Here is a 20,393-nt window from a genome sequence, read left to right as displayed (position 1 = left end):
TGACGGGTCAGGTTTCAAACGTCACTGCAATATGAGGAATAGTTCAAATATATCAAAATGTGGGGAGGGATCATACTAGATAACAAGGAGGTTATCAATATTAATTCCCGTAGCTTTGGATTATACTCCTTTCCATCATGTTTCCCTACCGGTATTGCCTGTATACCTTGCTGATACTGCTTTTTTCCTGTAAGCCGGAAAAAAAGCATCCTCCCCTCCATTCCTTCTATTACTGGAAATCCGGTTTTGCCATATCGGATGAAGAAGATAGGAAGCTGGCACAATTAAAAACGACTCATCTCTACCTGCATTACTTTGATGTAGACTGGAGTGAAACACTTAAAATGGCTATTCCCAAAGCAGTTATCAGAAATGATATTTATGAAGATAAATACCTTTCCTTCATTTCCTTTACCCCGGTTGTTTTCATTACCAACCGGACATTTGAACAGTTGACCACCGACGGAAGCGGAGAGCTGGCGCATAAAATAACGGCCAAAATAAAAGCGGTAACTACCCGGATGAAAGCCAGCATATCTTCTTATGCCGTACCCGAAATACAAATTGACTGTGACTGGACAGCGGGCACCCGGGAGCGATACTTCCATTTCCTGGAAGCGTTTAAGAAAGCCAATCCCGGTATCGCGATATCAGCCACTATTCGTTTATATCCTTATAAGTATCCGGAAAAAATGGGTGTTCCTCCTGTAGATAGAGGGATGTTGATGTGTTATAATCTCGGTAAAATAACCAATCTTTCTACACAGAACTCCATCTTTGACCTGCAGGAGCTCCGGCAATATCTGAGCGATAAAACGTATCCATTACCGTTAGACCTGGCTTTTCCCGTATTTGGCTGGTACACCTGGTTCCGGGATCAGCAGTTTAAACGGATTGTATACCAAAATGAAACTTTCATTTCAGATACAACAGTATTTATCCGTGAGCAGGAACATCGCTATCGCTTTCTGCGGGATACGGTGATAGATGATCTTTATTTCAGGGAAGGTGACCTCTTACGCATGGAATATCCCGACCCACAGGCACTCAGCGCCGCAGTGGCCCTGATGACCAACAAGGTACCAGGCTACCAGCATATTGCATTTTATTATTGGAATCTTCCTTCAATTACCACTTATGAAAGCGTTATCCGGGAAACTTTTGATCGCTACTAGTGCATTGCTGCTTCTACTTTTTACTTACCACCCCACTGACAGCTGTCCTCCGGGAATTTATCCGGACGAAGCCAGGATTATGCTGTTCCGCAGTTATCTAAGCGGGCTGGATCATCTGCAACCGTTTAATTATACACTCGCCTTTACAAGTGCCATCGATACAGACCCGTTGAAAACGGACAACCACCGCAACTGCCAGGAATGGCAACAGCTTACCGGCCCCCAGGTAGCACTCAAGGATATTTACGAAGTACAATATGCGATGTCGCCCGACGACTTCCTGTACACCATTAAACAAACAGGAAGCAGTACAGACAATAGTTTTATTAAATGGCTATTGCAGCCGGAACATCGCGCTACTTTAGACTATTTGTCTTTTGCCAAAACAATCGAATACACTACGGCAGCAGCCAGTGCAGATCCATGGGAAACAGATGGTCCTATTTACAGCAACCACTTTCTTGATTCCCTGGCTACTTATGGCGAACAACGATGCCGCAGCATTCCGCTTCCTTTTTTACAGGAACGTTACGCTTTCCAGGTGCTTAAAATACTTTCCTATACTATCTACAGCAATAACGAACCGGCGCCGCCTCTTCTTTTTGAACGCATCCAATCCTGTTATGATCAATACCTGTTGCATAAAAAAACAATCGTTGCAGATTGGGGATTGATCTATTACGCCGACGCACAAAAAGATCAAAACAGCCGGTTATTATTGCTGCTACAGGCATTTGACCGCAGCGACGAAAAGAAAGCTTATGTAGACAAATACTTTACCACCAAAAAGCTGTTGGCCTTAAAACCAACAGTAACAGACCCGGCTACACGCAGATTAATTGATGCCGTAGCAGGTCTTAAAAACTTTGGCAGAGGGTTAAAGACAATACAGGAAATAAGTGCTGCCGATCCTACCAATAAATATCTGCCTCTGCTCATTTGCCGGGAAATCAATAAGCTGGAAGATTGGCTGCTATCACCCAGGCTGCTGGGCTTTGGCGGCACCAAACAAGACTTTTCTGCTGGCCCCTACCAGCTAAAAAACAACCAGAAAGACCTGCTATATCTCCGGCAGGTGCGTACACAGTTGATTAACATGTTAAAGTACCCGGGGACAGATAAAACCCTGTTGAAACTTGCTATCGTTCATTTATTCCAGATGGACCAACAATACGGAGAAGCTGCCTCCTACCTGAAAACTATTCATACCCGGCAGCCGCGGTACCTTAAGCAACAAGCTATTGCCAGCACCATCCAGCTTATTTACACCGCAGATGTTACCCGCCCGGATATACAGGAAGCTTTATATAAACAACTTTCCGCTGTTATCCGCTCCGGGGAAGAAAGCTACCAGTATGAAACATTCTTCGATACTTCCAGCCCTTACACTGCTATTTCACAACTGTATCTCCTGCTTAGCCGGCAAATGCAAAATAAAGGCGACATCGTGAAAGCCGGATTACTATTTCAAAAAGCGAATGTGCTGGTAAATGATTACTATGGCTTCTCTGACAGCTATAGCAATTCGCCCACTGATACCATCTGCTATAACAGGATTGCTTTCTTTGATAAATACGCTCAGCCGGCAGACATAGACAAATTACTCGCGCTTAAACATCGTGCCCACAAAACCTCCTTTGAGAAAATGATTTCGCCTGGTGTTTGGTCGACGGATGATTTCTACCTGGACCTAAAGGGCACCATCCAGTTGCGGCAGCAACAATATCAGGCGGCCATGGCTACGTTTAATCGTATTCCGGATCTTTTCTGGAAGGAGAACTATGCTTATACCGAAGGGTTGCCCTTACGTTATATTGGTACCACCAGAGCGTTGAAAGGGATTGATAAAACACCCTATAAAAAGTATCCCTATGTCAGCAAGAAACTTATTCTACAGGATATGATCCAGTTAATGGATACATTGTCTGTGACAACATCTGCTGCTGAAAAAGCGCGGCTATCCCTGTTATTGGGCAATGCCTACTTTAATATTTCCAGGCCGGGATCTGCCTGGATGATGTTTAGTTATGGTAAAAGTAACGTTGAAGAAATGTATCAGGACGAATGGTGGCAGAGGCATCGCTGGGCGTGGTATACCTTTTACCCGAATGATCGAACTTATCAGCGACCCTATTTTCGCTGTGTCAACGCCATTCGTATGTATCAGCAGGTGCTTACTTATGCTGGCAATAATGAGGAGCTGGCTGCACAGGCTACTGTGATGTTGGCGGTTTGTGATGCGGCCACTCATTCATCCAGCCTGCATTATCATTCTCCGTATGAGCAGGTGTTTTTCTCGCGGTATAATAGTACCGCAGCCTTTGCGGCAGCGATGAGTAGCTGCCCGGATATTACTACCTGGAAAAAATAATTTCGCTTTTTTCAGAAATTTATTTGGAAGATTGAAAATAATGTTGCTACATTTGCACTCCCAAAAGGGGAATACAAATCGGCTGAAAAGCCCTATGGTATTACGGATCGGTAGTTCAGTTGGTTAGAATGCCGCCCTGTCACGGCGGAGGTCGCGGGTTCGAGTCCCGTCCGGTCCGCAAAATCTCGAAGAAACCCGCGCTAGTCGCGGGTTTTCTATTTTAAGTCGAGTATTTAGTCGAGTTCCGATTAATTCTCTCCTCGTTTTTTATGCTACCTGATTAAGGTTAACTATCACTTACTAAGCTACAAATAATATTACTGATATTTACCTCTCCCCCGCCAGTTGTAAGGTGTCACTAAAATAGATTGGGAACAAGTGTATTCATTTCCGTATATTATAATACCCTGCTATTTTTTGTTAACTATAAAAGGAAGTGAAATGAGAAGTTTGAATTTGAGGCGGATACATCATGGATATAGCCGGCGCTTATCCATCGCAAGCTGGCATCAGGGCATGTTTTAGTGTGGTGATTAATATGGAAATACGTAAAATTCTGGTCATAGCGAATAATGAGCTAAGGGCAACCGTGTTGGCTTCATTTCATGGTCTGTATCCAATAATTTCTGTTTCATTTACTTTGCTGTCTGTTTTAACCAATATTAAATATTAAGCCAGCGGATAGAAAGTCCGCCAGTGCTTACTGCTGGCATGTATTCAATTCATGAACACCTATCTATTGCATTAATAATACCATGTAAAAATAAAGTTCCAATAGAGGGGTGCACAGGCTCCTGAGGTAATTACGTATATCCGCCGGTGTTAACCGTAGTATCGGCATACTCCTGTATCGGCAATTATTACACTTGAAAATATTCAAACAAAGTTATTTCCAATATTCGAATTAATAAAAATCAGCATATGTGAATATTGTCCATTTTTCGGGATGGGATTGTCTGGTTTTTTGAAGGAAATGACAGCATAACCATATCGGGCAAACTATGTAGTAATTACAACTATAAAAAATGGGCCTCCTGGGAACAGGAGGCCATTTCACCGTGATTATTCTATCAATATATGAGAATCAGGATATTACTGAAATGGATCGAAAGTCCCTCCCCACATCATGTTCTGTTGCAACTTTGGATTCCTGGACAGGAAGCTAAATGGCAACCCATATATATACATTTTGTCCGGAATAGAGAGATTGGCAGCATCTGTGGTAATTACAGTGTAATTGAATTTGTTGTAAACCTTATTAATATCAGCCATAGGAGTTGGATCTGTTTCTCCCTGCTTCAGGGTAACAGCGAGCCCATGCCGTTGCTTACCTCTCAGCAGGTCAAATCTTTTCCAGCGCCTTAAATCATCCCAACGTTTTCCTTCAAAAGCAAATTCAACGAAACGTTCATCCTGGTATGCCGTACGAATCTCTTCCCGACTTGCAGCAGTAATACCGTAGTTGCCTGATCCGAGAGTTATGCCGGCGCGTTGGCGGATGTCGTATAAAACCTGTAACGCTTCACTGGTTTTACCCAATTCGTTTGCAGCTTCTCCATAGTTCATCAATACTTCTGCATACCGGATTTCCGGCCAATCAACATCAGACTGCTCCACACTGGCGGCATCTCTGTCTACACCTTTTAGCTTTAAAAAGAAACAGTTCAATTCCCCCATACCCTGGCCTATCCAGTTACCATCTGTGACAATGCTGTTCAGTGTACCGGTAACGCCTCCTGCAGGTGTAAACGTTGGATTGGTAAGATAGGTCCAGTAATATTCATTCTTACTGGTCATCCTGGGCGTAAATTGTACCGGTGCGCCATTATAATAGATGGAAGCATAAAAACGGTCATCCCTGTTCTGAAAGAGTGTAGGATAATTGGCTGCTGAAGGATTAAAGCGGCTTCCGTCCTTCATAGGGAAGGCATTTATCAGCTCCAGGGAAGGCATGTCATTGTCCCAGTCATCAGCAGAGTAACGCAGTGGTGCATTTCCGGGAGCTGCATAATAGGCATCAGGAAAAGTAAAGCGGCGTACCATGATCTGTTCTTTATTCTGTTCATTATTCCAGATATCTCCGTAAACGGGATAGAGGCCTTTGCCCATGCCTGTCAGGAAATTTTTTGCAGCAAGGTTGGCGTCATAAGCCATTTGCCAGGTGGCTATACCATTCAGACCGTTGAATAACGGGCTGGCGAAGAACAGCAGCACTCTCCCTTTGAAAGCCATTACAATCCCTTTGTCGATACGGCCAAGGTCTGCACCTTTCCAGCTGTCCGGCAACAACGCGATGGCATCATCCAGGTCTTTCAAAATTTGTTTTACGCATTCTGATGTTTTGTTACGGGGCATCTGCACCTGCGAAAGATCATTGACTGCCTGTTGTGGTGTGAGTATAAGGGGCAGGCCGCCTACATCTTTCACCAGTTTATAATAAGCCCATGCGCGCCAGAATAATGCCTGCCCCTTGATCAGGTCTTTTGATTGCTGTGCAAAAGTTGCCTTATCAACATTTGCCAGCACGTTATTACAGGTACGGATATCACCGAAAGTATTTACTGCCCAGCTCAAATGCACTCCCGCAGCAGCATTATCATAGTTCTCCAGCCAATCGTAAGTGGCAGTACCCAGCAGTACTTTATCTGAGTAGCGATGTGGAGATATCGCCTCATCTGTACCGTTACCATTTCCAAAATTCACGAACTGCCAGTTCTTTACCCAGCCGTCCCAGAACCAGTTATTATATACACGGGAACAGCCACCGGCATTGGCCATTCCGTATGGCCAGCAAGGCATCAGGTCGTAGTATACCGTATCAAGGTAAGCGGTGGCAGCACGATCGGAGGCCCAGACCTGGCTATTTGTGAGCGCGCTCAAAGGTTCCCGTTCCAGGATCTTCCTACAGCCCGTGAAGCCGGCGATTACCAACAAGGCCATCAAAATATAATTAAGACGATTTCTTTTCATGATTGCACATTTTTGCATTAGAACTGTACGTTAAGGCCAAGGGTTACATTTGTCATGATGGGGTAGCTGCCATAGGAATAAACCTCCGGATCGTACAGCTTAAATTTCCTGAAGCAGAACAAATTAGTGGCGCCCGCAAATATCTGTGCGGTCCCCAGGCCGGATCGTTTCAGTAAGGATTGCGAAAAATCATAGGAAAGATTCAGGTTTTTCAGGCGAAGAAAATCGCCATTGAAAATATTCAGCGAAGAAACGACTGAATAGTCCTGCCGTTGATTTCCGCTGGCATTATATAGTTTTGGAAACTTTCCGGTCGGGTTACTGTCGGAATAAGCATCATCATAATACGCCGGATATGGAATATTACCGCCATTCCTGCCCCATGGGTCATTATAGATCACTTTGTAACCCGCCAGCCCTGCGAGCAAAATGTTGAGGTGAAAATGTTTATAACCCAGGTTGATATTCAGACCATAGCTGATGGGTGCATTGTTAGCCTGCGCAGTACCACCATTGCTGGGACTTCCCAGGATCGGTGCATTGGAATATTTTGCTACCACTACTTTGTCGTAACTATCAATCACGCCATCTGGCTTACCATTGGGACCGCTCTCGTCTACAAAATTCATCATTCCCTTTTCCGGCTTCACACCAAAGATGGTATAGTTTGAAGGAAGGGCGGCAACGTCAGCATCTGTGCGGAGAATGCCGGCTGTCTGGTAACCTACCTGGTAGTTTAACGGCTTACCTACCGGATCTTCAGCAGGTGTAGCGCCCAACGCTTTATCCTTTACCTGCACGTTCGTAGTAGCAAGACCGAAGGTTGCTTTTACGTCGAAGGTAAAGTCTTTCCCTATCTGGCCGTTAATATATCCCAGTTCAATGTCCATCCCTTTGGCGCTCATTTTGCCATAGTTCTCAATCGGATAGCTGGATCCAAACTCAACAGGCGTTTCAAGCAGGCGCTGTCCGAGAATATTAAACGTATTCTTCGTCCAAACATCAAAAACAAAATTCCAATGTTGCCTGTAATTAAGGTCCAAACCTACGTTGTAGGACCTAGCGCCTTCCCAGGTATAATTCGTTTGTGCAATACCGTTATAGGCAAGTATTGATTTCAGATTACCGGGATCTCCAAGGTAAAAAGAGGATGAAGAGGCATTGAAAATCTCCTTGTACAACCAGTTGGGGATATTATCATTACCAGTGGCGCCATAGGAGGCGCGCAATTTCAACAGATCAATGCCTTTGTTTTTCATGCCAGCCAGAAAATTTTCTTCAGACAATACCCAACCGAAAGATGCCGCAGGGAAGTATCCCCAACGCTTATCTTTTGCAAATTTGGAAGATCCGTCTGCCCGCAGTGAGGCCGACACCAGGTATTTGTGGGCATAGTCATAGTTTACCCTGCCCACATAGGAAACACGTGCATCCAGGTAGTTCTCAAAACCATCGGCTTTAGTATCCCCTGATGAGCGGCTGGCGAAAGGAAATTGATCGGTGGTAAATACAGGAAAATTATACTTATATATACTTGAATAGGTATAGTAGCCATCCGACTGTTCGTATACGCCGGTGAGATTCAGGTTATGTTTACCGAAATGACCTTCATAATTAGCAATGGCATTCAGCTGGTAGGAATTAGTTCTGCCGTTTTCATTACCGATATAAGGTTGTGCAGGAGAAGTGGAAACTTTGGTACCAATTACTTCATTGGTGTAGATCTGCTGTATACCGCTTTTGGGGTCTATTTTAAACTGATACAGGAGAGGCTGAATAGCGTAGGATTTGGAGAAGTCGTTGCCGTTATACAGATCCACAATTCCCTTCAACGATAGTCCTTTGACATAAGGCACTTTATACTCCAGGTTGATGATTCCATCCATGTATTGCTTGTTGACACGTGTATAGCCACCATTCTTCATGAACTCCACCGGATTGGTTACCCAGTTAGGGGCCATTGGTTTACCATCAATATAGGCATAGGTGGTGGGCGGCATGATATACTTCAGCTTTTCATAAAGGCCCGAGAGGTCGTCCGTCTGCCCTGGTACACTGTGGCGTTGCCCATTGTTATAACTCAGGTTGAGGCCCACTGTCAGGTCTTTTGTAATCGCCACCTGCACATTACTGCGCATGCTATATTTGCGATAGGACAGTTGAGGCAGAAATCCTTTTTCATCATAGAAAGTACCACCAACAAAATATGTAACCCTGTCTGTACCACCAGAGATATTGAGTGACTGGCGCTGGTTAAATGGGTTCTGATACAGTTCATCGTAGTGCAGGTTACCCTTGGGATTGTTTTGATGGATCCAGTCCCGATCGTATTGATTGAACCGAAAGTCGGCCGCTCCTTTGTGCGTGGAATTATACATATCCATACTCTGGTCCATACTCAGGTATTTCACATCAATTTCCGGTTTGCTATATACGCCGAATACAGAGTTAAACTGAACTGTTGATTTTCCGGACTTTCCTGTTTTGGTTGTTACCAACAGTACCCCGTCTGATGAACGGGAGCCATAGATGGCGGCTGATGCCGCATCTTTCAGGATAGTGATATTCTGTACCTGGTTAGGATCAAGCGCATCGAATGCAGTTTGGTCTCGCACCACACCGTCAATAACAATCAGCGGTCCTGCGCTATTCCAGGAAGAAGAGGAACGGATACGAACGGCGGATGGCTTCCCCGGCACGCCGGTTCCTGTTTGCACAAAGGTGCCGGAGGCGCGTCCTGCCAGCACATTAGACAGGTTGGCTGTTGCGATATTGGTCATCTCTCTGGCGTCCACTGTGGTGACTGCGGATGTGAGGCTGGCCTTTTTCTGCGTGCCATACCCAACCACTACTACTTCGTCTACCTTCGACTCAGAAGGTTTCAGCGTAACAGACTGGAAACCCGCTTTGCTGACTGTCAAACGGGTTTGCTGATAGCCAATATAGCTTACCAGCAATACCGCATTTCCTGCCGGTACTCTCAACCTGAAATTACCGTTTGCATCTGTGGCGGTACCATCATGGCTGCCTTCCCTTGACACGGATGCTCCAGGAAGCGGATGACCACTGGCATCTATTACCTTACCGGTGATTACAATTCCAGGCGTATCAATTGCCGGCGGGGCTTCAGCCGGCAGCCTATCTCCTATTCTGGCAGAAATGGCAATAATGCCGTCTATGTCAGCATAGGTAAATTTGTTCTTATTCAGACATAGCTCCAGTACTTTCTCTACTGGTTGATTTCTGACATTCAGGGAGAGCATGCCAATTTTGGAAAGCACCTCCTCACCAACCACCAGGCTTTTACCTGTTTGTTGCTGGATCTCCCGGAACACTTCTTTCGCCGGCGCATTTCTGACCGACAATGTAACATTTTGCCCATTCGTGCTGGCTGCAGATTGCAGGCAGGCGCCGAGTATCAGGAACAATGCAACTTTCATGATCCTCAAAATTTTTTGAGAGGGCCGTGGCGCCCTTTGGTTTGATAAAATGTAAACAGGAATTAATTGCATAACTTTGCAATGTTTGGGTGTGTAAATCTGATTCGATACTGTATTTAATAGCCCATTCCTGCCAGGGGTGTTAAGGCCACTCCTGGCTTTTTTTGGGCCGGCATAATGCTGCCAGATCAATTATTGCATTCGTACAATCAGTTTTTCTCCTGTACCAGCGTTACTTCTTTTTTCAATCGTGAAATGTGAATTGGTGGTTTGCAGTGCCTTTAATACCGTGGAAAGGTTATTACTGCGTTTAATAATCGCAAATATTTTATCGTTAGGTTCGCGCCCCTCAAAAATGAAATCCACATCATACCACCTGGAAAATTGACGAAGGGCTGATGTCAGCGTGGTACTTTCGAAGTGAAAATATCCATCTTTCCAGGCCGTTATTTCTGCGGTATTAACATGTTTGTTTATGGTTAGTGTTTGCCCCTCATTGCGCTGTAATAGTGATTGCTGGCCTGGCAGCAGGCCTGCTTCCCGGTTACCTTGTTTTACCTTCACCGCACCCTCAAGCAGAGTTGTTGCAACATATGGTTCATCGGGATAGGCGTTGACGTTAAAATGGGTACCCAGCACTTCTATGTTCATATCGCCCACGGTAACGGTAAACGGCAGCTTATGCTTCCCATCTGGCATCAACATGCGGGCAACCTCAAAATATACTTCCCCTGTTATGTCCACATGCCGCTCCCTGCCTTTAAAAACTGATGGAAAGCGTATACTGCTGGCTGCGTTCAACCATACTTTTGAGCCATCAGCCAGTTCGATAGACATATGTCTGCCCCTGGGTGTTCTCAGTGTATTATATGTCACTGCGCCACTATCCTTGCCAACCAATTTATAGGTTACTACATCAGACGATTTGCTGATAGCAACTTTGCCCTGGGAAGTCAATGCACCGTTGGCAGCATCGTCCAGCTGGATTACTTCTCCATTTCCCAATGTAAGTACAGCACCATTTTTTGCTGCCGGCGCATCCACCACTATTACAGCCTGCGATGTGGCAGGAACCTGCTTATGCCGGAAAAGGTAGGTAGCAGTGACCAGTACAACAACAGAGGCCGCAGCCCACAGCCACCTTTTTGCGCGGACTATCACCGCCTGTGGCGCTGTTTGCTCACAGGCTATCAATACCCGCAGCTTATCCTCCACAGCATCGGACGGAACGACAGATGTAAAATCGCCCTGCATATAGCGCTGCAGCATCTCCATCAGGATCTGCTTATTCTCCGGACGAATTACCATTTCCATGAACTCCCGCTCCTCTTCTACTGTTGCCTTACTACATACATAGCGATCAAAGAGATATTGACATCTTTCCTGTTCCATGTTTCAAATAGGAGTTATTAATTACAAGGAGTACCAGGAAAAAGAAAAAGGGTTAGTGCAGCTGAAAAATTATTTTATCCTGAAGAATATGATTGGAATAGTTAAGATCATTAACCTGATACCGGCGCGGCAATACGCCTGCACAAACTTTACGGCTTTTGCCAGGTGCGCTTTAACTGTTTCAGGTCTTATTTGCATTACTTGTGCAGATTGCTCCCTGGAGAATCCTTCTATCTTCATCAGTTGGTAGACCTGCCGTTGCTGGGGCGATAAACAGCTGAGCGCATGCTGTAACAACCGGCGCTGCTCAAGCACCTGCATAGCTTCTCTCACATCATCATGATATAATTCCTCCGCCGGAAGCTGATATGCAGTAAGTTGTTCTTTGGCTATACGTCGTAACGCTTTAAAAGCTTTGTTACGGGTAACAATAAACAGGTAAGATTGAAAACAGGAGATGGATTCAAGACAGTTCCTTCTTTTCCATATGACAAGAAAAACATCCTGCAGTAACTCTTCTGCATGTACCCGGGAACGGGTGATGGTCAGCAGTATTGAGTAAATTTTCGTTTTGTTATGATTAAAAAGTTTCAGGAATGCCGACTCGTTACCCAAGGCGACCATCGCTAGTAGTGCTTGCTCATTATAATCATTGGCACATTCCATCAGATTGGTAATTGATCATAGATATTGCGATGTAATAAATTTATGACTAATGCTCTCTCAAAACATCCTGCAATTTGACAAATTCCGATGCTTTATTTGCCATTGCCGGCAGTCTGAAACTTCATTCAATATAATAGAGGACAAAAATTGCTATTGCAGTATGAATGTTGCCGGTTGATTTGCGCCAATCCTAAATGAAAAAGAATTATTGATCAGGCGAATGCTATCCTTCCCTATCCGCTCTCCGCGCAGATTGCACGGAATAGACCTGGTGAAGGTTCGTCCGGGGATTATTACATTACAGGCCCCATTTGTGACTGCCGGGCACATAATACAGACAGCCATTTTCTGTTGTGGCATTGTCCAGCCCAATCCAACAGTTCAGGTGGTGCATGGGTTTAGTGAATGTCCAATAGGAGAATTCCTGATGCCACGCCACTACTCCGTCATGTTTTGCGGGCTTACAAAACAGCTGGTCATGAAACAGACTGAACGAACATCCCAGCAACTAATAAGCTGCCTTGCGGTAAGCGGGCGACCAGATCAGGAATTGTAGTAATTCTATCAAACTTTAGTGCTAACTTCGACAGACGTTTTCAAATATTCTGCAGAACGTATAGCTGGGGCCCCATCCGAATTCTCTGCAGACCTATTGTTTATGAAATGAATGAAACACACTCAAACTTCGTTGTTCATGAATCTGGCTGGACTATTTCAGGTCTGGTAGTTCGCATTGTTCAACGCAAAGCCCGAAACCGTTACCTGCTATTATACTAACCATTATGCTGATAAAGTTTTCTGAACAGACTGTTGACAAATTTTATATTCCCTCATTCATTTTAACAAAGGGTGACATTATAATTATTCAGCTTCCTGGCGGACCCTATTTTCGACCCGTTGAACTGAAAATGATTGATATACTGACAGGAAAACAATACAATGACTTAATTGAAATCAATACACCATTAAAATATGTAGAACACATAGCAGAAAAGTCGTTTTGGCATCGCTTTTTTCCTATGACCGTTGGCGGCTATCTTGACAAGTATGCCAACAAGTCAAATCCAGTTTGTAACATGATCTATAACACAAAATGGATTATGCCAAAGACCAAAATACAAACACTGGCAGGAACTCCCAGACGACAACTTTCCCTTTATGCAACTTTATCCTGGACAGACAAAATCATTTTTGACTTGGCAGGGGTTGATCCTCAAGGTGGACAACAAATTTATAATTTTGTAAAAACGGTAGTTCAATCAGGCGGTTCAGCTATACTGTTCGACTATACTGACGAATTTAAAGATGATTGCACAAGATTTATCAAAGCGAAGTATTTGGGCGAAGACCAATAACAACAGGCAACAGTGGTTTTGTATTATGTCGGGCTGACCAACAAAGATTATTTTTAGTTTTCAATTTGGCTTTTAGCTATGGGCTGGGATAATGTTCTTTAATTCCAACCACAACACAAAGCCTTAAACCGTTACATGGTATTCTGGAAGAATAAACTCCGAAAAAAAACTTTCGCTACTCCATATCAGGAATCGAACCACAAACTATTCTTTATAACGACTTAAATATTAAGTCCTCCCAAAAGCGCAATTTGTGTAAACTAAAAGGCTTCAAGTCCAATGACTTAAAGCCTTTCTTTTTTCGTGCCCAGAACAGGAATCGAACCTGCACTCCCTTTCGAACAAGATTTTGGAAGCTCAAAAAATTCGATTGAATGTTTTTTTATAGAAGTAGTTAAAATAAATTTGCGCAAGTCAAAACTTGCATATAAATTTGCAAGAAATCACTTGCGCAATATGGCACCAACAAAAGACATCTTTCAGGCAATAGCAGATCCAACCCGCAGGCAAATTATTGGTATGTTGGCTCGGAAATCACTAAATGTTAATGCTATTGCCAAAGAGTTTGATATCACCCGTCAGGCAGTTTCATTGCATGTACAATTTCTGAACGATTGTGGCCTGATTGTAATCAAACAACAGGGCAGGGAAAGATATTGCGAAGCCAAACTCGAAAGATTAAAAGAAGTAACAGACTGGGTAGATCAATATCGAAACTATTGGGACAATAAATTAGACTCATTGGAAAATTATCTGGCTAAAATTCAAAACAAGAAAAAATAGATAGATGGAGAAGTACAATACATTCAAACAGGAAGGGAACAGTCTTATACATACGAGAATCCTCGATGCTCCAAGGGATTTGGTTTGGGAAGTATGGACCACCCCGGAGCATATAAAAGAATGGTGGGGGCCAGACGGTTTTTCGCTGACTATAAAATCAATGAATGTAGAACCTGGTAAAACCTGGGATTCTGTTATGCATGGTTGGGGACAGGATTGGGATAGCAAAGTTGAGTATTTGGCAGTAGAAAAACCTTCCCTTTTATCCTATAAACATTTTGGCGAAAGCGAAGATTATGATTTCATAGTTTCAATTTTATTTGAAGAGGTTGAAGAAAAAACATTACTGACAATGAAGTCAGTATTTAAGTCAAAAGAAATTATTGAAGAACTGAATAGACGGATAAATGCCATTGAAGGTGGCAAGCAGACTTTAAATCGACTTGAAAACTATATTAAAATATTACAAAGCAACAAACCATAAATAATAAAAATATGAGAAAAATAATTTCATTTATGCACATTTCGCTTGACGGTTTTGTAGCAGGACCGAACGGAGAGATGAACTGGATCAAACTTGGTGAAGAAATTTTTGATCATGTTGGCAAGCGGATCGGCGAAACCGATACGGCATTATACGGACGAGTAACTTACCAGATGATGGAAAATTACTGGCCTACCGCAGGAGACAAGCCTAATGCGACCAAGCACGACACTCAACACTCAAAGTGGTATAACAAAGTTCGCAAAGTTGTTTTATCGAAAACAATGAAAGACGCGGGTTTGACTGATACAACAATTATTAGCGACAATATTTCAGATAAAATAAACGAAATAAAACAACAGGCAGATGGAGAAGTCCTGCTTTTTGGTAGCCCGACAGCCACACATTCACTTATTCAACAGAACTTAATTGATGGCTATTGGCTATTCGTTAATCCAATTATTCTTGGACAAGGCATTCCATTATTTGTAGACATCAAAGACAAAATAAAACTAAACCTGTTGACTACCAGACAATTTACTTGTGGGGTAACTGAACTGAATTACACAGTGGACAGACAATAACAACGATCCACTAACAGGACATTAGCAGTCATTGAAACAAACGAAAATATAAACCCTGACCTCAAATCCACTATGTGAAAAATGTAACCATCATTCTGCTATTTATAATACAGACATTGTCTGTAAAATCGCAGTCCGCACCGGACTCCGCACGGCGACTAAATTCAAATGCATTCAGAAATGACATCGCTATACGCGAGTTAATTGACAGTTTTGCATATTACGCGGACAGGACTAAAGCTCAACGGCAGGCAGCTCTTTTTGTTGAAAATGGTACGTTGGAAGTTTATCGGTCAGAGCCTGATACAAGCAAGCCTGTTATCGTATTAAAAGGGCGGAAAGAATTAGAAAAAGCGTTCAAGGGCCTGGAAAAATACAATATGACATTTCACCTTAACGGGCAGAACCTGATCAAATTCGGGGATGACACAACCGGGGTTGTTCAATGTCTTGCCCATCATATTTTGTTTGAAGATGGAAAAAGGATATTACTAACCGAAGGTATTCGCTATTATGATACTTATACCCGCCAAAATAATCAATGGCTATTTGTAAAAAGAAAACTAATTATTGATTGGGAAGACAAAAGATTGTCAACACCGTAAATCCCCATTTAGATGAGATTCATTGGTAAAAAATAATAAGGCGCCATTGACGCCTTATTATTTTTACTCCCTTAGATATAATTATAAAACTTGCCTGTAACACTGGTACACTTTCTTCAAATCGGAGACAAAAAAGTACGATATTTGTCCCCTGCAGCCCGCGAAGAAATTCGAAAAAAGCTGCACATTGAGCGGCTTTTTCTTTTATGGCCGATTAGTTAATCGATCTCCCCTTAATATTCCCCGGTCAGTTTATATTACTTTATTTAGGCTAATTTGTTTACCAGTTGCAAATTACTCAACAACTGCCATCCTGCCAGCATTGTTAAAACACCCGTTAAAAAAGGATATAAACCACCAACACCATGTTAGGACAACTAATAATTTTTTTATTTCTAACATTCTCCTTATTTTCATACAGACATTATTCTATAGCATAAACCTCGAAATAAAAAATAACCATGGTATAAAATCCTGAAAACCTGATTTACACCTCACTATTTGTTGACTATCACCATTATAAACTGCAAAGCGTACCCGTTTGGCGGTAATATTGATGATTTTTTTTGTTAATCATGAAAGTAAGCTAAGGCGCTGTTGGCTGCTAATGTTATATCCTGCAGGATTGTCTGTTAATTATATTTATTCACTCTCTCAAAATTTAATCTATTATGGGTATTATCGTTTTTTATGAAGGCAACAATGGCACTCAAAACATTGTGCAGACCGTGGAAGATACACCTGGACAGAACTTCCGCCCGGTAAAGAATGACGAGATCAGATCTTGCAAATTGTATGGCGTAAGACCAGGTTGCGAGATTATGGCATATGATTCTCCCGACGGCTCTACATCCGATGATTTCACTATCATCAATGTAAAAAGGATCTCTCCTGAGTATACCGTCGATACCTTCGAACGGAGCTATGAAGATGAGTACGTAGTGGTTTCCTTTATCCGGAATAACGGCCTTGACGGTAAGATCTCCCGTATCAAGATCAACTAAGGCCCACACAACAGGTAATAAGAACAACCGGCTCCCAGGAGGACTGGTTGTTCTTTTAACGGTATATTGTTTTAATTTATACCCGCTTCTTTATGGCCTGGTATCCCAGTTTAGAACATTTACATTGAAGCACTACGAATTTGCATTGGTTGGTCCGGTCCATCGATGGTCTTAGTCACACTGCTTGCAGCCCTCTTTTCGTTTGAGCCGGCATTATCCAACAGGCTAACGAATAACGCGAATACTGCAAGCGTCATCTTATTGCCTGCCATCATATCAGGTTCCGCTTATAACATCCACTACATTACCCGGCATTGCAACAACGGATATCGTATTCATGAAATATAGTTCCATACGTCTTAATTGTATTCTCCAGCCCTGGGGCGTTCTTACCAGTTTATCATGAAAAGCACCGGCTGCATATAGAGAATAAGGAGACACCTCCTTGTTTGTAATACTATTATGTGTGGCCCATACGTCGGTTCTTGCGGTTGCTTCATTTTCCTGCACGCTAACCAGTGGTAGGCCTAGCATATGCTGCCAGTTTGAAAACACTTCATTCATTTTGCCTTTTTGTGTTTCATTCCCACGCATATAAAAAGCGAGTTGTTCATAGGAACATACCGGTATACCAAAAACTGTAAAGTCCAACATAGCATCGGAAGTAAATGTATCTTTCCATTGTTCAAGCACATTCCAGTCATTTCCCTGGTGTGCATCCTGCCCAATCGCATACCTGCTTATAGTATCCTGGATATGTATGCGGTCTTGCAGGTATTGTAACTCTTTTTCAAAATTCATATTTTTATTTTTTGTACAGAACAAAATTAATCCGCTGAAGTATACTTTTGATATGAGTATACTTTTGTATACTAAACCCAAAAAGTTATGTCATTGACCACGAAAAGGATTTATACCGAAAAGGAAATGTGTTACGTGCAGGACACCCTCTATGTTTTAAGTGGCAAATGGAAATTGCTGATCATTTTTTCCCTATGTAATGGGAATAATCGTTTTATGGAAATCCACAAAAAGATCCCCAGGATCACCACAAGGATGCTAAGCAAAGAGCTCAAGGATCTGGAAGCAAATAAGCTGATTAAAAGAATAATTCACGACGAATATCCGCTATGGATTGAATACAAACCAACAACCTATTGTCTTAGCATGCAACCCATTATTGAAGAAATGATTAAATGGGGTAAGCAGCATAGAATAAAAATTAAAGAGAAATAATATTAGCAACCCAGGGTATGTAAAAAAAATGCAGGCAACACGAAGACGCCGGGGGATACTTCACGATATCTTTTCAAGAACCTGGCTCTTGTTCATTTAATAACAACAGACGTCTATGATAATCTTCAAATAAAAAGAGACTGTATCATTTAAGGATAATACAGTCTCTTTTATTTTTATTTATAAGGGATCAGGTGAAATCTAAACACCTTTCTCTTATAAAAATTAAGCATTCATTTGTTTTAGTACTTTGAAGAGATCCGGTAAACCTCCCACACATAAAAACTATTTCCGTATCAGCTTCCACAATGATTCAACAGGCACCGTATTTTTCAGCACCATTTGTACACCGGCATTTATATCACTATGCAAAAACATACGTGTGTTGGCTACCGTGCCTACCACATTACCGTAAATATCCATTACAGGACCACCACTGGAACCGGTGGCATAGTCAGCTGATACCGTTATCATCTCGCGGAAGAATTTTTGGTCGCCCTCACCAACTTCTTCCAAATACCTGTTATTCACATTTCCCTGGGAAAAGAAATAATGTATTCCTTTGGGATGACCAAGTATAAAGATCTTGTCGCCCACTCCCACTGAATCAGCCAGCGAAAGAACGGATAAAACGTCACCATGTGTATCCAATTGAAGGATGGCAAGATCATTCTTTTTAGACGATGCAAGGACGGCCTTTACTGCATAGGTCCGTCCATCGGCCATACGCGCTACAAACCCTTTGGGTTTATTGCCGTCTTTCATAAAGGCATAGGAAGCCGCCACATGGTAATTGGTAACCATGATCCCCCTGGGATCAATGATATATCCCGTTGATTCGCTCAGATGCACGTTTTCACACCTGGGGCACAGATAGGCCACCCCGGTAATAACGGTAGCACTTTTTACTTTTTCATACAGGGTATGGGCTGCCAGCTCTTTTGAAGCCGGCTTCACCAGGTCTAATGTGACACCACTCCGTTCTGCAATAAGTGCTTTTTGTACCTCTTCTGCACTAATGCTTCCTCCTTTTGCAGATAAGGAATCGAAAGATTTCAGGAAGCCGGCAGCTATCTTTGCATCGTCCGTAAACGTCTGTCCGACCGCTATACCAGCTATAAATAAAATATTCACTGCCAATACAACGATCCATTTGATGGTATATCCTTTTGAAAAAAAACTCATTTTGACTTCTTTTAAAATACGGGCATCTTCATGCCTCCGTTTATTTACTGATGCCCTCTAACTGCGACTTATAATACTTTGCCAGCCTTTCAGCGTTCCTGCTTCCCACCTGAAAATATTCCCTGATAGCCGCTTTCTGGGCATCTGTAGCCCTGGATACTTTACCCGCCAGGATACCATCCAGTATACCTTTAAATACATCATTATCCGGCAAATGCACTATATACCGCTTATAGTAATCAATCATCCCATTCAGGTCCTTGTTAGCAACATACAACGCAACTCTGCACATGTGGACCTCCTGCTTCATTGGATCCAGCTTCAGCAATGCAATGGTATATGCTATATCCTCCACCTGTTGGGGCGTGTAAAAGACATTATACTTTGCACCATTTTCATTTGCGATCAGGTACATATGCTTACGGACCTTGTCAAAGATCATCCCGTTCGCAACCTCCGCACCCAATGCCTTATCAATGCTACTTTTATCTAACATCAGCTTCCTGAAAAAAGGGCTGCCAAATTCCACCGCTCCCAGCGCTAACTTTAAATAGTCAACACTGAACCGCTCATAATCCATTGCAACGTCAAAAACCTCACTCAGCACAACAGACGGATCTTTGGCATTTTCGTACAGCGCCTTTGCATAAGGCAATCCTGTACGGAAATTTTTTTCCTTCCCGTAAGCTGCCTTCAACTTTGCCATTGAATTATCAGGATTTAAAGCCACCTTCACCTTTTCAATGAACTCCTCTGCGCCTGCTTTTCCTACTACCCTGTTTATTTCGTCCCCTTTTTCATCGAGGATCAGGAATGTCGGGAACATCTTAACATCATATTTCTTCGCGATATCAATTCCCTCTCCTTTTTCCATATCGAATTTGACAGCAATAAACTTAGGATTGAAGAAGTCTCCCGATACTTTTTTAGGAAACTCCTGTTTGGCCATTTCAATACAAGGTCCACACCAACTGGTATAACAATCAACAAAGATCAGTTTTGGCGTTGCCGGATCAGCAGCTTTCGACATCGCCTGTTGAAGCGTCAGATCCTGGAATATTATTCCCTGTGCAATAGTATCCTGCTTTCCTAAAATGCCTATTGTTAACAGAAGGGAAATGAAAAATAATTTCATACGCGGTT

The 20,393-nt window shown here is 42.8% G+C and carries 17 protein-coding genes and 1 tRNA gene; 10 read left to right on the top strand and 8 right to left on the bottom strand.

What is annotated here, in order from left to right:
• Positions 1-137: 137 nt before the first annotated feature.
• The 3 genes from J7623_RS19085 to J7623_RS19075 all read left to right on the top strand — a co-directional run bounded on the left by J7623_RS19085 (position 138) and on the right by J7623_RS19075 (position 3,724).
• Positions 138-1,175 (top strand): hypothetical protein, encoded by a 1,038-nt coding sequence (locus J7623_RS19085; RefSeq protein ID WP_291923288.1) that lies wholly within the window; start codon positions 138-140, stop codon positions 1,173-1,175.
• Positions 1,138-3,546 (top strand): hypothetical protein, encoded by a 2,409-nt coding sequence (locus tag J7623_RS19080; RefSeq protein ID WP_291923286.1) that lies wholly within the window; start codon positions 1,138-1,140, stop codon positions 3,544-3,546. The genes J7623_RS19085 and J7623_RS19080 overlap by 38 nt, the downstream gene beginning before the upstream one ends.
• A gap of 104 nt (positions 3,547-3,650) precedes the next feature.
• Positions 3,651-3,724, top strand: a tRNA-Asp gene (locus J7623_RS19075).
• A gap of 914 nt (positions 3,725-4,638) precedes the next feature.
• Here J7623_RS19075 and J7623_RS19070 read toward each other — a convergent pair.
• From J7623_RS19070 to J7623_RS19050, 5 genes are all read right to left on the bottom strand, one after another.
• The gene (locus J7623_RS19070) at positions 4,639-6,516 is read right to left on the bottom strand and encodes a RagB/SusD family nutrient uptake outer membrane protein (RefSeq protein ID WP_291923284.1); all 1,878 of its coding nucleotides are present in this window, start codon (positions 6,514-6,516) and stop codon (positions 4,639-4,641) included.
• 17 nt (positions 6,517-6,533) lie between these two features.
• Positions 6,534-9,956 carry a TonB-dependent receptor gene (locus J7623_RS19065; protein WP_291923282.1) on the bottom strand — a complete coding sequence of 1,141 codons (3,423 nt, stop codon included), beginning with the start codon at positions 9,954-9,956 and terminating at the stop codon, positions 6,534-6,536.
• A 192-nt stretch (positions 9,957-10,148) separates the two neighbouring features.
• Positions 10,149-11,348 (bottom strand): FecR family protein, encoded by a 1,200-nt coding sequence (locus J7623_RS19060; RefSeq protein WP_291923280.1) that lies wholly within the window; start codon positions 11,346-11,348, stop codon positions 10,149-10,151.
• Positions 11,349-11,417: 69 nt separating this feature from the next.
• Positions 11,418-12,014 carry a sigma-70 family RNA polymerase sigma factor gene (locus tag J7623_RS19055; RefSeq protein WP_291923278.1) on the bottom strand — a complete coding sequence of 199 codons (597 nt, stop codon included), beginning with the start codon at positions 12,012-12,014 and terminating at the stop codon, positions 11,418-11,420.
• Positions 12,015-12,312: 298 nt separating this feature from the next.
• Positions 12,313-12,522, bottom strand: coding sequence for a phytanoyl-CoA dioxygenase family protein (locus J7623_RS19050; protein WP_291923276.1), 210 nt, complete (start codon positions 12,520-12,522; stop codon positions 12,313-12,315).
• A 274-nt stretch (positions 12,523-12,796) separates the two neighbouring features.
• On the opposite strand from J7623_RS19050, the gene J7623_RS19045 reads away from it, so the two are divergent.
• The 6 genes from J7623_RS19045 to J7623_RS19020 all read left to right on the top strand — a co-directional run bounded on the left by J7623_RS19045 (position 12,797) and on the right by J7623_RS19020 (position 16,829).
• Positions 12,797-13,369 (top strand): hypothetical protein, encoded by a 573-nt coding sequence (locus tag J7623_RS19045; protein WP_291923274.1) that lies wholly within the window; start codon positions 12,797-12,799, stop codon positions 13,367-13,369.
• A 303-nt stretch (positions 13,370-13,672) separates the two neighbouring features.
• Positions 13,673-14,152, top strand: a complete 480-nt coding sequence (locus J7623_RS19040) for a metalloregulator ArsR/SmtB family transcription factor (protein WP_366839373.1) — start codon at positions 13,673-13,675, stop codon at positions 14,150-14,152.
• A 4-nt stretch (positions 14,153-14,156) separates the two neighbouring features.
• Positions 14,157-14,636, top strand: a complete 480-nt coding sequence (locus tag J7623_RS19035) for an SRPBCC domain-containing protein (RefSeq protein WP_291923272.1) — start codon at positions 14,157-14,159, stop codon at positions 14,634-14,636.
• 11 nt (positions 14,637-14,647) lie between these two features.
• On the top strand, positions 14,648-15,220 hold the full coding sequence (locus J7623_RS19030; RefSeq protein WP_291923270.1) for a dihydrofolate reductase family protein: 573 nt from the start codon (positions 14,648-14,650) through the stop codon (positions 15,218-15,220).
• A gap of 74 nt (positions 15,221-15,294) precedes the next feature.
• Positions 15,295-15,825: a nuclear transport factor 2 family protein gene (locus J7623_RS19025; protein WP_291923267.1), complete on the top strand. Its 531-nt coding sequence runs from the start codon at positions 15,295-15,297 to the stop codon at positions 15,823-15,825.
• A 671-nt stretch (positions 15,826-16,496) separates the two neighbouring features.
• Positions 16,497-16,829, top strand: coding sequence for a hypothetical protein (locus tag J7623_RS19020; RefSeq protein WP_168739869.1), 333 nt, complete (start codon positions 16,497-16,499; stop codon positions 16,827-16,829).
• A 276-nt stretch (positions 16,830-17,105) separates the two neighbouring features.
• Here the strand turns inward: J7623_RS19020 and J7623_RS19015 are convergent, their stop codons facing one another.
• Complete coding sequence (locus tag J7623_RS19015) at positions 17,106-17,630, bottom strand: nuclear transport factor 2 family protein (protein WP_291923262.1); 525 nt, start codon at positions 17,628-17,630, stop codon at positions 17,106-17,108.
• An 87-nt stretch (positions 17,631-17,717) separates the two neighbouring features.
• Here J7623_RS19015 and J7623_RS19010 point away from each other — a divergent pair, with 87 nt between their 5' ends.
• The gene (locus tag J7623_RS19010; RefSeq protein WP_366839369.1) at positions 17,718-18,065 is read left to right on the top strand and encodes a helix-turn-helix domain-containing protein; all 348 of its coding nucleotides are present in this window, start codon (positions 17,718-17,720) and stop codon (positions 18,063-18,065) included.
• Positions 18,066-18,350: 285 nt separating this feature from the next.
• Here the strand turns inward: J7623_RS19010 and J7623_RS19005 are convergent, their stop codons facing one another.
• The gene (locus tag J7623_RS19005) at positions 18,351-19,250 is read right to left on the bottom strand and encodes a serine protease (RefSeq protein WP_291923260.1); all 900 of its coding nucleotides are present in this window, start codon (positions 19,248-19,250) and stop codon (positions 18,351-18,353) included.
• A gap of 40 nt (positions 19,251-19,290) precedes the next feature.
• The gene (locus J7623_RS19000; RefSeq protein ID WP_291923258.1) at positions 19,291-20,385 is read right to left on the bottom strand and encodes a thioredoxin family protein; all 1,095 of its coding nucleotides are present in this window, start codon (positions 20,383-20,385) and stop codon (positions 19,291-19,293) included.
• Positions 20,386-20,393: the final 8 nt, after the last annotated feature.

This window comes from Chitinophaga sp., from assembly GCF_017745275.1.
In the GTDB taxonomy this organism is placed as follows: Bacteria; Bacteroidota; Bacteroidia; order Chitinophagales; family Chitinophagaceae; genus Chitinophaga.
Note: the sequence above shows the minus strand (reverse complement) of the source record. Positions and strands in the feature narration are given on the sequence as shown.

What these genes read in the sequence shown, in the direction of transcription:
- J7623_RS19035 (WP_291923272.1), top strand. Translation starts at nt 14,157, where the DNA reads ATGGAGAAGTACAATACATTCAAACAGGAAGGGAACAGTCTTATACAT.
- J7623_RS19080 (WP_291923286.1), top strand. Translation starts at nt 1,138, where the DNA reads ATGAAAGCGTTATCCGGGAAACTTTTGATCGCTACTAGTGCATTGCTG.
- J7623_RS19015 (WP_291923262.1), bottom strand. Translation starts at nt 17,630, where the DNA reads ATGAATTTTGAAAAAGAGTTACAATACCTGCAAGACCGCATACATATC.
- J7623_RS19070 (WP_291923284.1), bottom strand. Translation starts at nt 6,516, where the DNA reads ATGAAAAGAAATCGTCTTAATTATATTTTGATGGCCTTGTTGGTAATC.
- J7623_RS19030 (WP_291923270.1), top strand. Translation starts at nt 14,648, where the DNA reads ATGAGAAAAATAATTTCATTTATGCACATTTCGCTTGACGGTTTTGTA.
- J7623_RS19020 (WP_168739869.1), top strand. Translation starts at nt 16,497, where the DNA reads ATGGGTATTATCGTTTTTTATGAAGGCAACAATGGCACTCAAAACATT.
- J7623_RS19060 (WP_291923280.1), bottom strand. Translation starts at nt 11,348, where the DNA reads ATGGAACAGGAAAGATGTCAATATCTCTTTGATCGCTATGTATGTAGT.
- J7623_RS19085 (WP_291923288.1), top strand. Translation starts at nt 138, where the DNA reads ATGTTTCCCTACCGGTATTGCCTGTATACCTTGCTGATACTGCTTTTT.
- J7623_RS19005 (WP_291923260.1), bottom strand. Translation starts at nt 19,250, where the DNA reads ATGAGTTTTTTTTCAAAAGGATATACCATCAAATGGATCGTTGTATTG.
- J7623_RS19010 (WP_366839369.1), top strand. Translation starts at nt 17,718, where the DNA reads ATGTCATTGACCACGAAAAGGATTTATACCGAAAAGGAAATGTGTTAC.
- J7623_RS19045 (WP_291923274.1), top strand. Translation starts at nt 12,797, where the DNA reads ATGCTGATAAAGTTTTCTGAACAGACTGTTGACAAATTTTATATTCCC.
- J7623_RS19055 (WP_291923278.1), bottom strand. Translation starts at nt 12,014, where the DNA reads ATGGAATGTGCCAATGATTATAATGAGCAAGCACTACTAGCGATGGTC.
- J7623_RS19000 (WP_291923258.1), bottom strand. Translation starts at nt 20,385, where the DNA reads ATGAAATTATTTTTCATTTCCCTTCTGTTAACAATAGGCATTTTAGGA.
- J7623_RS19065 (WP_291923282.1), bottom strand. Translation starts at nt 9,956, where the DNA reads ATGAAAGTTGCATTGTTCCTGATACTCGGCGCCTGCCTGCAATCTGCA.